This is a genomic window from Mycobacterium mantenii, from assembly GCF_001667865.1.
Classification (GTDB): Bacteria; Actinomycetota; Actinomycetes; order Mycobacteriales; family Mycobacteriaceae; genus Mycobacterium; species Mycobacterium mantenii_A.
In genome coordinates this window covers 46,221-58,369 of record NZ_LZJP01000130.1, presented here as the reverse complement: position 1 = coordinate 58,369, position 12,149 = coordinate 46,221, and the positions used below count along the sequence as shown (strand labels likewise).

Here is a 12,149-nt window from a genome sequence, read left to right as displayed (position 1 = left end):
CTCAGCCCAGGTGCGCGAGTTGGGGTTTCGTAGGCACCACGATCACGGTGGGCCCGTTGGCGATCAGCGCCGCGTTGAATTCCTTGACCAACTGCTCGGTGTCACCCACCGTGACGGCATGGCAGCCGAAGCCCGTCGCCAATGACTCGATATCGAGGCCGGGTAGGTCCAATCCCGGCACTCCCGGCGTTTTCTCAAGTAGCGCAAATGATTTCAGGACGGCGTATTCCCCGTTGCGCATCACGACGAACACGATCGGCAGTTTGTGTTGGGCCGCCGTCCAGATCGCTTGAATGGAATACTGAAACGACCCGTCACCGATGGTCGCCACCACGGGCCGCTTGCGGCCGCATGCGCGGTCGCCCAGCGCGATACCGACCGCGCCGGGCACGCCCCACCCGATACCACCGCTGCCGGTGGCGAAGAACGAGTTCGACCGCACCGTGGGCAGCCAGTGCGCCTGCTCGGCCAATGTCGAGGTCGACTCGTTGACGAGCGCCGCTTCGGGCGGCTTCACCGTGCTCAATGCGGAGTACACCTGGGCCGGTGTCAACGGGGCGCTGGCCGGCTCCACCGTTCCGGGGGTGCGGTCCAGCGGAGTGGGTACCGGCCGGCCAGAGCTGGTTTCGATCAACGGCGTGAGCCCCCGCAGGGCGAGCAGTGTGTCGCCCAGCAGACTGTCGCCCACCGGGGCGGCGCCCGTCAGCCACGGATCAGCGGTGATGTGCAACAGCTCGGTGCCCTCGGGCAGATAATCTCCGGCCACATACGGGTAGTAGCGGAACACCTGCGCGCCGATCACCACGGCGAGGTCATGCCCGCGCAACACCTTGGTCACCTCGGCGATGGTCATCGGCAACATGCCCTGATACAGCGGATGATCCTCGGGGAACGACAATCGGTCCGGCAGCGCACTGGCGTGTACGGGCGCGCTGACCTTCTCGGCGAACGCGACGGCGGCATCCCAGGCGCCGGCCCGATCGACCTCGGGGCCGAACACCAACAGCGGCCGCCGCGCCCGGTTGATGCGCTCGGCGAAGGCGCTGAGGCGATCCGCGTCGGGCGCAGATCGCTCACTCACCGTGCGGATCACGGCCGGGCCCAGCGCAGGCTTCTCCCAGTCGTCAAGCGGGATGGACAAATACACCGGGCCCGCGGGTGGCTGTACGGCGAGGGTGTAGGCCCGCATGAATGCCGCCGGCACATCCTCGGCGCGGGCGGGCTGATACGCCCACTTGACCCATGGCAGCGGCAGCTGGGTCTCGCTGGTGTTGGTCAGATATGGCTCGCAGAGCACCATTTCGCGAGTTTGCTGCCCGGCCGTCACGATCAGCGGGGTGTTGCTCTTGTACGCCGCGATCAGGCTGCCCATGGCGTTACCGGTGCCCGCCGCGGTGTGCAGGTTCACCAGAGCCGGCTTACCGGTGGACTGTGCGAAGCCGTCCGCCATCGCCAGCACCGACGCCTCCTGCAGTCCTAGTACGTAGCTGAAGTCGTCCGGAAAGTTCTTCAGGAACGTCTGCTCGGTCGATCCCGGATTGCCGAACACGGTCGTCAATCCCAACGAGCGCAGCAGCTCGTAGGTGACATCCCAGACGGTAGGTGAAGACGACATGACCCAAGTTCCCTTCGCGAGCGGACTTTTCACGCATATGAAAAGCGCACCCACGCTGGCGCGCACCCGTATTAGATCTTGCGCCTACGGGACCGTGATGTCGATGTTGCGCGCGACATCGTTGCACCCCATTAACGGTGGTGTCGCACAGCGCCCGGGAAAGGAGGCCGGGACTCCCTACTGGCCCGCGGTGGCGCGGCGCGGCAGCTTCCAGCCGGGGCGGATGTAGTGGCAGGTGTATCCGCTGGGGTAGTGCTGCAGGTAGTCCTGGTGTTCGGGCTCGGCTTCCCAGAAGTCGCCGGCCGGACTGACCTCGGTCACCACCTTGCCCGGCCACAGCCCGGACGCCTCGACATCGGCGATGGTGTCCAGCGCGATCCGCTTCTGCTCATCGTCGAGGTAGAAGATGGCCGACCGGTAACTGGGTCCCCGGTCGTTGCCCTGCCGGTCTTTCGTTGTCGGATCGTGAATCTGGAAGAAGAACTCCAGCATCGTGCGGTAATCCGTGATCGTCGGGTCATAGACGATCTCGATGGCTTCGGCGTGCGTGCCGTGGTTGCGGTAGGTCGCATTGGGGACGTCACCGCCGGTGTAACCGACCCGGGTGGACACCACGCCCGGCTGCTTGCGGATCAGTTCCTGCATTCCCCAAAAGCAGCCGCCGGCCAGAATTGCTTTCTGGTTGGTCATCGTTCGTCCTCCATAACCGGCCAGCACTCGAGCAGAACAAAAGCCAGGCTACACTCCGCCGATGAGCTGCAACGGTGCCGCGAAATCATGAGCACGCCGAAGTTCTCCCGTAGCGAACTGGCCGCCGCCTTCGAAAGATTCGAAGCGACCGTCGATGCGGCGGCGCGATCGCAGGACTGGGACGCGTGGGTCCAGCACTACACACCCGACGTCCTGTACATCGAGCACGCCGCGGGCACCATGCACGGCCGCGACGAGGTCCGTGCGTGGATCAGCCGGACGATGAGCACCTTTCCCGGCAGCCACATGGTCGCGTTCCCGTCGTTGTGGTCGGTGATCGACGAGGCAGGCGGCCGCATCATCATGGAACTCGACAACCCGATGCGCGATCCCGGGGACGGCAGCGTCATCACCGCGACCAACATTTCGATCATCACCTACGCCGGTGAGGGCCTGTGGTGTCGGCAGGAAGACATCTACAACCCGTTGCGCTTCCTGCGGGCCGGGATGAAGTGGTGCCGCAAGGCGCAGGCGCTGGGCACGCTCGACGACGACGCCGCGCGCTGGATGCGGGAGAACGGCGGCGAACAGTGAAGGAAGAGGGATTCGTGAGCACCAAACCGAAGCTGGTCATCGGCGCCAACGGCTTCCTGGGGTCGCATGTGACCCGCCAACTCGTCGCCGACGGCGCGGAAGTCCGGGCGATGGTGCGGCCGAACGCCAACACCCGCGCCATCGATGACCTCACGCTGGCCCGATTTCACGGCGACGTGTTCGACACCGCCGTGCTGCAGGAGGCGATGGACGGCGTCGACGAGGTCTACTACTGCGTCGTCGACACGCGCGCCTGGCTGCGCGACACCTCGCCGCTGTTTCGCACCAACGTCGAAGGGTTGCGCAACGTTCTCGAAGTGGCCGTCACACAACCCGACCTGCGCCGGTTCATTTTCACCAGCACCTACGCGACCGTCGGCCGGCGCCACGGGCACGTGGCGACCGAAGAAGACATCATCGGCACCCGGGGGTTGTCGGACTACGTTCAATCCCGGGTCCAGGCCGAGAACCTCGTGATGCGCTATGTGGCCGAGGCCGGGCTGCCCGCGGTGGCGATGTGCGTGTCGACGACCTACGGCAGCGGCGACTGGGGTCGCACCCCGCACGGTGCGTTCATCGCCGGCGCGGTCTTCGGCAAGCTGCCCTTCACAATGGAGGGCATCGCGCTGGAGGCGGTCGGCGTCACCGACGCCGCCCGGGCCATGATCTTGGCCGCCGAACACGGGCACATCGGCGAGCGGTACCTGATCTCCGAACGGATGATCGCGCTGAAAGAGGTGGTCCGGATCGCGGCCGACGAGGCCGGGGTGCCGGCGCCGCGGCGCTCGATCTCGGTCCCGATGCTGTATGCGCTGGCGGCGCTGGGCAATCTGCGGGCGCGCCTCACCGGCAAGGACGCCGAACTCAGCCTCGCGTCGGTGCGCATGATGCGTGCCGAAGCGCCCGTCGACCACAGCAAGGCCGTGCGCGAATTGGGCTGGCAGCCGCGCCCGGTCGAGGAATCCATCCGCGAGGCGGCCCGCTTCTGGGCCGCACTGAAGACCGCGCAGGCCGGCCGAAAAGACACCCAGGACAGCGGCGCCGCCCGCGCCGAATAGGCTTCGTTCACGTGGAACGCCTTCAGCTCGATCTCCACGGGCCGCCGCAGACCATGTTGGCGACGTTGTACGCCAAAGCCCTCGACGCCGATCTGCCCAAGCCGATCCTGGGTGATCGCTACGCGAAGGAAATAGTCGGGCGAATCGACTACGACTGGTCGAAAACCACCATCACGCCCCGTAATTCGACGTCGGTGACGACGCGCACGGCGCACTTCGACATCTGGGTGCGTCAATTCCTGGCGGCGCATCGAAGCGCCGTCGTCCTGCATGTGGGCTGCGGGTTGGACAGCCGCTACTTCCGGCTGCAGCCGGGCCCGCACGTCCAGTGGTATGACATCGACTACCCCGACGTCGCCAGGCTGTGCACCCAGCTCTACCCCGCGACGGATAACCGCCAGGCGATCGCGGCGTCGGTCATCGACCCGGCCTGGGTCGCCGAGATACCCAACGACCGGCCCACGCTGATGATCGCCGAGGGACTGACCATGTATCTCGACCGGCCGGAGGGCGTTGCGATGCTGCGGCGAATCGTCGATCGCTTCGAGGCCGGCGAGCTTCAGTTCGACGCCTTCAACCGGCTGGGCATCAAGTCGCAGTGGATGAACAGGGTGGTGCGCCGCTCGGGCTCAAAGCTGAGCTGGGGTATCGACGGACCCGCCGACATCCTGTCCGCGGTGCCCGGTACCCGCTTGCTGTCCTGGCAGCGGTGGTTCGAATCGGAGACGTTCGCGTGGCTGCCGCGCAGGTATCAAGTGCTCGGCAGGACCATGGCGCTGGTACCGGCCGTGGCGAACATGTCGCAATACCACCGCTACGCATTCGGCCCCGCCTGATCGGGAAGTGATGGGCGCGGGCTGGTGTTGCAACCGTTATCCGCGTCTGAGGAGGATCCATGAGCCACCCGGAAATCAAAGAGCCCAGCGCCGGGCACCCGATCACCATCGAGCCGACCAAGGGCCGGGTTCAGGTCAAGGTCAATGGCGAGCTCGTCGCCGACACCACGGCCGCGCTCGAGTTGCGCGAAGCCACTTTGCCTGCGGTGCAATACATTCCGATCGCCGACGTGGTGCAGGACCGGCTCACCCGGACCGACACCACGACACACTGCCCCTTCAAGGGCGACGCCAGTTACTACAGCGTGACCACCCCGGCAGGCGACACGGTCACCGACGTGATCTGGACGTATGAGCAGCCGTATCCGGCGGTCGCGGCGATTGCCGGGCATGTCGCGTTCTATCCGAACAAGGCCGACATCAGCATCTCGGCTCAGTAGGGGAGCCACCCGGGAAGTGCGCTCGCCACCGCGCGGGTGTCGCTGTACAAACGCATCGCGACGATCAGCCCGTCGCGGGTATCGAAGATGCACACGAACGGGCTGTCGTACTCGATGCCGGCGGAGGTGGTGCCGGTGGCTTGCGCCTCTACCACCACCGTCTCGCCCTCGTTGACGCAGCGCTCCAAATCGATGGTCAGTTCGAGATCTTGTTTGCGCCGCTCGACCGCCCGCCGAAATGTCTGCTTGTCGCAGGAAGTACGCGTGTAGAGCGTCCAGTAGGTGAAGTCTTCGCTGAGCAGGGCGAAACCCTCGTCCAGATCGCCGCCGTCGCTGGTGCTCTGCAAGAACATCCAGGCCAGTTCGCCCTGCGGGTCATCGAACGGCGTCATCACACCGCAATATTGACTTGGGACACAGTTCACGGTCAATCACGGCATTCGGAGGGTCACAGGTGAAGAGCACGCGCACGGTCGTGTTCCCCGGAGCCGTCAGCTTCGGGCACACGCTGGCGCCCCTTCGCCGTGGCCGCGGGGACCCGTGCTTTCGGGCACCCGGTGACGGCTCGATCTGGCGCACCAGCCTGCTGCCCACCGGACCCGTCACGGCCCGGATCAGCCGCGTCGGCCCCGATGCCGCACAAGGTGTGGCGTGGGGCAGCGGCGCGCAGGAGTTCATCGAAATGCTGCCCGCCATGCTGGGACTTCAGGACGACGACTCGGATTTCGTGCCGCGGCACCCGACGGTTGCCGCCGCGCACCAACGCGTTCCGCACTTACGCCTGGGCCGCACCGGGTTGGTGCTGGAGGCGCTGATCCCGGCGATCATCGAGCAGCGGGTGCCCGGCGCCGACGCGTTTCGCTCGTGGCGGGTGCTGGTGTCGAAGTACGGGACCCCGGCGCCCGGACCGGCGCCGGAGGGGATGCGGGTCATGCCGTCGGCGCACGTTTGGCGAAACATCCCGTCGTGGGAATTTCACCGCGCCAACGTCGATCCGAGGCGGGCGCAGGCGGTGGTGACGTGTGCGCGGCGGGCCCCCTCGCTGGAACGGCTGGTGTCTCGGTCGACGGAGCAGGCGCGTGCGGCGCTGATGTCGCTGCCCGGCGTGGGGGAGTGGACCGCCGCCGAGACCGCGCAACGCGCCTTCGGCGATGCCGACGCCGTGTCGGTGGGCGATTACCACGTCCCAAAAATGATCGGGTGGACGCTGCTGGGGCGGCCCGTCGACGACGCGGGCATGCTCGAAGTGCTCGAGCCGATGCGACCCCACCGCCAGCGAGTGGTGCGGCTGCTCGAAGCCAGCGGACTGGCGTACGAACCCCGCCGCGGGCCGCGACTACCGGTGCAGCAAATCCACTCGCTTTGATCCGCCGCGTTTTTCAACTGGGCCATCGGGTACCCAACAGGGCAAGTAACTTGTGCGAACCCCATGGAAGGAAGCTAGGAAACAAGCGATGACTCAGTTCACAATTCCGGGATTGACCGACAAGCAGGCAGTGCGGCTCACCGAACTACTGCAAAAGCAACTGAGCACCTACAACGATCTTCATCTGACGCTGAAGCACATCCACTGGAACGTGGTGGGGCCCAACTTCATCGGCGTGCACGAGATGATCGACCCGCAAGTGGACGCGGTCCGCGGGTTCGCCGACGATGTCGCCGAACGCATTGCGGCCCTTGGTGCTTCGCCGCAGGGTACGCCGGGCGCCATCCTCAACGACCGTTCCTGGGACGACTACTCGGTCGGCCGCGACACGGTCCAGGCCCACCTGGCCGCGCTCGACCTCGTCTACAACGGCGTCATCGAGGACATCCGTCAGTACATCGACGAGACGGACGAACTCGACCAGGTGACCCAGGACTTGCTGATCGGCCAGGCGGGCCAGCTGGAGAAGTTCCAATGGTTCGTCCGCGCGCACCTGGAAAGCGCCGGCGGCGAGCTGGCGCATAAGGGCAAGAGCACCGAAAAGGATGCTGCCAGCAGCGCTCGCGGCAAATCCTGACGCTTGCGTTTTACCGCCTCGGTTACGCCTCGGTGCCGCGTGAACCGTTTTTTGGCACGAGGACATTGATCCGGTCGCCTGCCGAAAGCCGCACGGTGGGATGCGCGTCCACGAGCCGTCGATTGTGCACCACGGATACCGGGACGTGGCCCGCCGGCCATCCGAAATCGTCCAGGTTGCGCCCGACTGCGACCGAATCGGCTGTGAGGGTGTGCTCGACGATGCAGTACCCGTCGAGCTGACTTCGCGGATCGTGTTCGGGGCCGGGTGTTCCCGGGTCGGCCGTGACGTGGGTAGCGACCGCGCGCAGCACGTTCTGGTTGGTCAGCCAGCCCTGAACGCGCCGTGCGTCGGTGTCGATCACCGGTAAGCCGTCGCGGCCGTAGAGGACGAGCTGACGCAAGGCCTGGGCGAGGCTGTCATTGGCAAACAGCGCCTGAGGTTCACGGACCCGGGTCACGGGGCCGAGCAGTGTGGTCCAGTCATGCGTTGCGTCACCCATCGGGTCGGTCAGGTCGAGTGGGGTGGCGAACGGGTGCATGGCGTCAGCCACCGTCAGGCCGGCGAAGGCGTGCGTGGGCGTGGGCCGGTCGATGTCGATCCCCCGGCGTAACAGCTTGGCGGTGTAGATGGTGCCGTAGGAGAGACCGCGCGACACGGTGGTGCCGACGGCGACGGCCAGCATGACCGGCAGGGTAAGGGTGAAGTCTCCGGTCATTTCGACGGTGCTGGCCAGTGCCGTGAGCGGGGCCCGCGAAGCAGAGGCGAACACCGCGCCCATGCCGACGATGGCGTAGAGCGCCGGATGCCCGACCGCCGTGCCGATGACGTGCTGCACGATGAGGCCGAAGGCCATGCCCGACGTGGCCCCCACGAACAACGAAGGAGCGAATACGCCGCCGGAGCCGCCGATCCCAATGGTCAAGCTGCACGCCAGCATCTTCCCGGCGGCGAGGATCACCAGAAACCACAAGGCGTAATGGCCGGCGAAGGCGGCATACATGACCGGGTAGCCGACCCCGTAGAGCTGGGGCACGGCGAGCAGCAGCAGGCCGAGCACGATTCCACCGACGGCCGGGCGCGCCCAGTCCGGGCGGCTTCCCCATAGCCGGTCGCACACGTCCTCGGTCTTGTACAGCAGGTTCTTGAAGACGATCCCGAGCAGCCCGGCGATCGCCGCGAGGAGCGCCACCAACAAATAGTTGGCGATGTGATTGAGTTCGATGCCTTCCGGCAGCTGGGTGAGGAAGGGGGCCGAGCCGAAGAAGACGCGGGCTATCACGTCGGCCACCATCGCCGAAAGCATGATCGTGAATATCGCTTCGACGGAGAGTTCGCGCAGGATCAGCTCGACGGCGAAAAACACGCCGGTGATCGGGGCGTTGAACGTTGCCGAGATGCCACCGGCGGCGCCGCAGGCCACCAGCACCCTCAGCCGGTTCTCCGGCATCCGCACCCATTGACCGAAGCTGGACGCCAGGGCCGCGCCAATCTGCACGATCGGTCCTTCGCGACCTACCGATCCGCCGGTGCCGATGCACATCGCCGAGGCCAGTGCCTTCACGACTGTCACCTGAGGCCGGATGCGGCCGCCGTTCTCTGCGACCGCGATCATGACTTCCGGCACGCCGTGGCCGCGCGCCTCTCGCGCGAACCGGTTGATCAGCGGCCCATAAAGCAACCCGCCGATTACGGGGATGACCGCATAGAACCCGACCCCCAACCACGGCAGGTGATCGCTGGCCACCCATCCCTGCTGGCCGAACTCGTCGTGCCCGGTTGCCAGCCAGGTGAAGCCGAAGACCAGATACCGGAATGCTGCGGCGCCGAGCCCGGCGCCGACCCCCACCACGATCGCCACGCAGAACAATCCGAGGCGGTTCGCCCGCGTCCAGCTGGCGACCTGCCCGACGGCACTGGACGCCGTTGGCCGCGTCCGGGCCGGTTCGGCCGCCGAACTGTTCTGCTCCATCCCCCGTCACCTTTCTCAGCGGCCTTCTCACGTCGGCGTCCGAGTCATTTCGGAGCCACGTCGAACATCGCGAGACCAGCACAACGACGACTATTTTTCTCGGCAAATATTGCCTTATCAAACTATCGTTCGCACGCCGGCCGTCCTGGCCGGGGCCGACCGAACGCACCTCGTGCCGACGACGCCGCTGGCAGCAGCATGTCACGCCGCAATGGAATAACTGGACCGTAGTCCGGTTATACAGGGCATCCGCTATATGAGGAGGCCAGATGCCTGCAGTCACGGCTAACACGCTGACGTTGCCACGCGTGGGCGGTCCAACTCCCGCCGACACCGAGCGGCCGGTGCGATCGATCACCACCGGGCCGCGGGGGTACGAGGGCGAGGGTTTCCCGGTCGTCCGCGCTTTCGCTGGAGTCGGCGCGGCCGCGCTCGACCCCTTCGTGCACATGGACCAGATGGGTGCGGTCGAATACGCACCGGGGGAGCCCCGGGGCACCGACTGGCATCCGCACCGCGGCTTCGAAACCGTGACCTACATGCTCGACGGCAAGTTCGCGCACCAGGACTCCCACGGCGGTGGCGGTCTGATCACCGACGGTGCGACGCAGTGGATGACCGCAGGTTCGGGCATCCTGCACATCGAGACGCCGCCGGCCGAACTGGTCGACAGCGGCGGGCTCTTTCACGGCGTCCAGCTCTGGGTGAATCTGCCCAAGAAAGACAAGTTCGCTGCCCCGCGATATCAGGCCATCGCGGGCGGCGACGCCGCATTGCTCGCATCCGACGACGGTGGGGCGCTGCTCCGCATCATCGCCGGCGAGATCACCGGACACCGCGGGCCCGGTGCCACCCACACCCCGATCACCCTCGCGCACGCGACGATCGAGAACGGGGCTCGGCTCAACATGCCCTGGCGGCGAGACTTCAATGCGCTGGTTTATGTGCTGTCCGGCAGTGGGTACGTCGGGCCGGTGGCCCATCCGATCCATGAAGGGCAGTTAGCGGTCCTGGGGCCCGGTGATCGGATCACCGTGGGGGCCCGGCAGGTCGCGGATTCGAGTCACGCACCGGTTCGCTCCGCCATTGATGTGCTGCTTTTGGGCGGACGGCCCATTCGCGAGCCGGTATTCCACTACGGGCCTTTCGTGATGAACACTCGCGTGGAATTGATCGAGGCGCTAGAGGACTACCAGGCCGGAAGATTTGGCACCATTCCGCCGAATGCGCTAATGCCGCACCACAGCGGTGGCACACTTTAGCAATGCATCCACGGGGGAATCGCCGGCCCGGGCGTCCGCCTGCGGCGAAGGCCGACGAGACCCGCCGACGGATCATCCAAGCGGCTCGTTTGGTATTCAGCGAGCGGGGTTACGACGGCGCGACCTTCCAGGCCATCGCGGCGCGCGCCGACCTGACCCGCCCGGCGATCAATCACTATTTCTCGAGCAAGCGGGTGCTGTATCAGGAAGTGCTCGACGAAACAAATGAATTCATTATCGGGACCGGCATTAAACGGGCGGAGCGCGAAACCACGCTGGTGGCGCGGCTGACGGCGTTCATCTCCGCCGCGGTGAAAGCCAATTCGGAAAATCCCGCGGGGTCAGCATTCATTATCGGTGGCGTTCTTGAATCGCAGCGGCACCCCGAATGGAGCAAAACCGAAAATGAGTCCATACGGATGGCTCGGGAATTCTTGTTGCGCGTGGTCAACGATGCGATCCGGTCCGGCGAGGTCGTCGCCGATGTCGATCCGTTGGCATTGGTCGAAACCCTGCTCGTGGTGATCTCCGGCGTGGGTCTGTACGCGGGATATATCCAGAGCTATCACGAGATGCTGGCGGTCACCGGAATGCTGCGCCAACTGCTGGAAGGCGCGCTCTTCCGCCCAGAGGGTTAAGGGCGCTTCGGGGCGCAGTGAAGTTGCGCACAAAGCGTATAGGCTAACTAACTTATCCCGGTACCATGGTCGGGATATGACTGATCTGGACGCATCGTTGCCGCCTTCCGTACGGTCTGCCGGCGACAGCTGGACCATCACCGAACTCGTCGGCGCCACCGCGCTGGGCGTCGCCGCGTCGCGCGCCGCGGAAACCGCGGGACCCGATCCGCTGATTCGCGACGACTTCGCGCGCCTGCTGGTGTCGTCGGCCGGTCCGGCGTGGGCGCGGCTGGCCGACCCCGAGCTCGCCTGGCTCGACGGCGACCAGCACGGACAGCGCTCGCATCGATGCGGCATCGACTACCAGGCCGTGCGCACCCACTTCTTCGACGAGTATTTCGCCGACGCCATCGGCGCTGGGATCCGCCAAGCGGTGATCCTGGCGGCCGGGCTTGACTCCAGGGCCTACCGGTTGGACTGGTCGGCCGGCACCGCGGTCTACGAGATCGACCAGCCCCAGGTGCTGGAGTACAAGACCGGGATCCTGCAGCAGCACGGGGCCGTGCCCTCGGCGATCCGGCGCCCCGTCCCGGTTGACCTGCGTGACGATTGGCCCGCCGCCCTGACCGCCGCGGGCTTCGACCGCACCCAACCGACCGCGTGGCTGGCCGAAGGGCTGCTGCCGTATCTGCCCAGCGACGCCCAGGACCGGCTGTTCGAGATGGTCACCGCGCTCAGCGCGCCGGAGAGTCAGTTCGCGATCGAGATGTTCGGCCTGAACTCGCGGAGCAATTCTTCGCGCTGGCTGCGGATGCGGGAACGGCTCGGCCTGGATGTGAATGTCCAAGCACTGACCTACCACGAGCCGGACCGTTCGGACGCCGCGGCGTGGCTGGCCGACCACGGCTGGCACGTGCACAGCGTGAGCAACCGCGACGAGATGGCCCGGCTGGGCCGTCCGGTACCCGACGACCTGACCGACGAGGCGGTCCGCAGCACACTGCTGCGGGCGCGTCTTGGCTAGCCCACCCCCCGACCGAAGTCCATTCAAGGAGCAAC

General features: G+C 66.2%; 13 protein-coding genes. 9 read left to right on the top strand and 4 right to left on the bottom strand.

Annotation, left to right across the window (positions count from 1 at the left end; all coding sequences use genetic code 11):
* Position 1: 1 nt before the first annotated feature.
* On the bottom strand, positions 2-1,615 hold the full coding sequence (mdlC, locus tag A5688_RS25520) for a benzoylformate decarboxylase (protein WP_067914780.1): 1,614 nt from the start codon (positions 1,613-1,615) through the stop codon (positions 2-4).
* Positions 1,616-1,792: 177 nt separating this feature from the next.
* Positions 1,793-2,305, bottom strand: coding sequence for a peptide-methionine (S)-S-oxide reductase MsrA (gene msrA / locus A5688_RS25515; RefSeq protein ID WP_067834495.1), 513 nt, complete (start codon positions 2,303-2,305; stop codon positions 1,793-1,795).
* 87 nt (positions 2,306-2,392) lie between these two features.
* Between msrA and A5688_RS25510 the strand changes: the two genes are divergently transcribed.
* Genes A5688_RS25510 through A5688_RS25495 form a run of 4 tightly spaced genes read left to right on the top strand, consistent with a single transcriptional unit; the run spans position 2,393 to position 5,233 of the window.
* On the top strand, positions 2,393-2,899 hold the full coding sequence (locus A5688_RS25510) for a nuclear transport factor 2 family protein (protein ID WP_067914726.1): 507 nt from the start codon (positions 2,393-2,395) through the stop codon (positions 2,897-2,899).
* 14 nt (positions 2,900-2,913) lie between these two features.
* Entirely contained in the window at positions 2,914-3,957 is a 1,044-nt protein-coding gene (locus A5688_RS25505; RefSeq protein WP_067914782.1) for an NAD-dependent epimerase/dehydratase family protein, read from the top strand.
* A gap of 53 nt (positions 3,958-4,010) precedes the next feature.
* Positions 4,011-4,793, top strand: a complete 783-nt coding sequence (locus A5688_RS25500) for a class I SAM-dependent methyltransferase (RefSeq protein WP_067914784.1) — start codon at positions 4,011-4,013, stop codon at positions 4,791-4,793.
* A 59-nt stretch (positions 4,794-4,852) separates the two neighbouring features.
* Positions 4,853-5,233 (top strand): DUF427 domain-containing protein, encoded by a 381-nt coding sequence (locus A5688_RS25495; protein ID WP_067834499.1) that lies wholly within the window; start codon positions 4,853-4,855, stop codon positions 5,231-5,233.
* Here the strand turns inward: A5688_RS25495 and A5688_RS25490 are convergent.
* Positions 5,227-5,628, bottom strand: coding sequence for a nuclear transport factor 2 family protein (locus A5688_RS25490; RefSeq protein WP_067834502.1), 402 nt, complete (start codon positions 5,626-5,628; stop codon positions 5,227-5,229). The genes A5688_RS25495 and A5688_RS25490 overlap by 7 nt on opposite strands.
* Before the next feature lie 59 nt (positions 5,629-5,687).
* On the opposite strand from A5688_RS25490, the gene A5688_RS25485 reads away from it, so the two are divergent.
* Together A5688_RS25485 and A5688_RS25480 are read left to right on the top strand one after the other, a co-directional pair.
* Positions 5,688-6,599 (top strand): DNA-3-methyladenine glycosylase family protein, encoded by a 912-nt coding sequence (locus tag A5688_RS25485; protein WP_067914728.1) that lies wholly within the window; start codon positions 5,688-5,690, stop codon positions 6,597-6,599.
* Positions 6,600-6,687: 88 nt separating this feature from the next.
* On the top strand, positions 6,688-7,236 hold the full coding sequence (locus A5688_RS25480; RefSeq protein ID WP_067834506.1) for a Dps family protein: 549 nt from the start codon (positions 6,688-6,690) through the stop codon (positions 7,234-7,236).
* Positions 7,237-7,258: 22 nt separating this feature from the next.
* Here the strand turns inward: A5688_RS25480 and A5688_RS25475 are convergent, their stop codons facing one another.
* A complete protein-coding gene (locus tag A5688_RS25475; protein ID WP_067914730.1) occupies positions 7,259-9,208 on the bottom strand; it encodes a chloride channel protein in 1,950 nt (649 codons plus the stop codon).
* 269 nt (positions 9,209-9,477) lie between these two features.
* Here A5688_RS25475 and A5688_RS25470 point away from each other — a divergent pair, with 269 nt between their 5' ends.
* The 3 genes from A5688_RS25470 (at position 9,478) to A5688_RS25460 (ending at position 12,114) form a co-directional block, all read left to right on the top strand.
* A complete protein-coding gene (locus tag A5688_RS25470; protein WP_067834509.1) occupies positions 9,478-10,470 on the top strand; it encodes a pirin family protein in 993 nt (330 codons plus the stop codon).
* 2 nt (positions 10,471-10,472) lie between these two features.
* Positions 10,473-11,108, top strand: a complete 636-nt coding sequence (locus A5688_RS25465) for a TetR/AcrR family transcriptional regulator (protein WP_067834510.1) — start codon at positions 10,473-10,475, stop codon at positions 11,106-11,108.
* Between the two features lie 76 nt (positions 11,109-11,184).
* Positions 11,185-12,114 (top strand): class I SAM-dependent methyltransferase, encoded by a 930-nt coding sequence (locus tag A5688_RS25460; RefSeq protein ID WP_067834512.1) that lies wholly within the window; start codon positions 11,185-11,187, stop codon positions 12,112-12,114.
* The last annotated feature ends 35 nt before the right edge of the window (positions 12,115-12,149 follow it).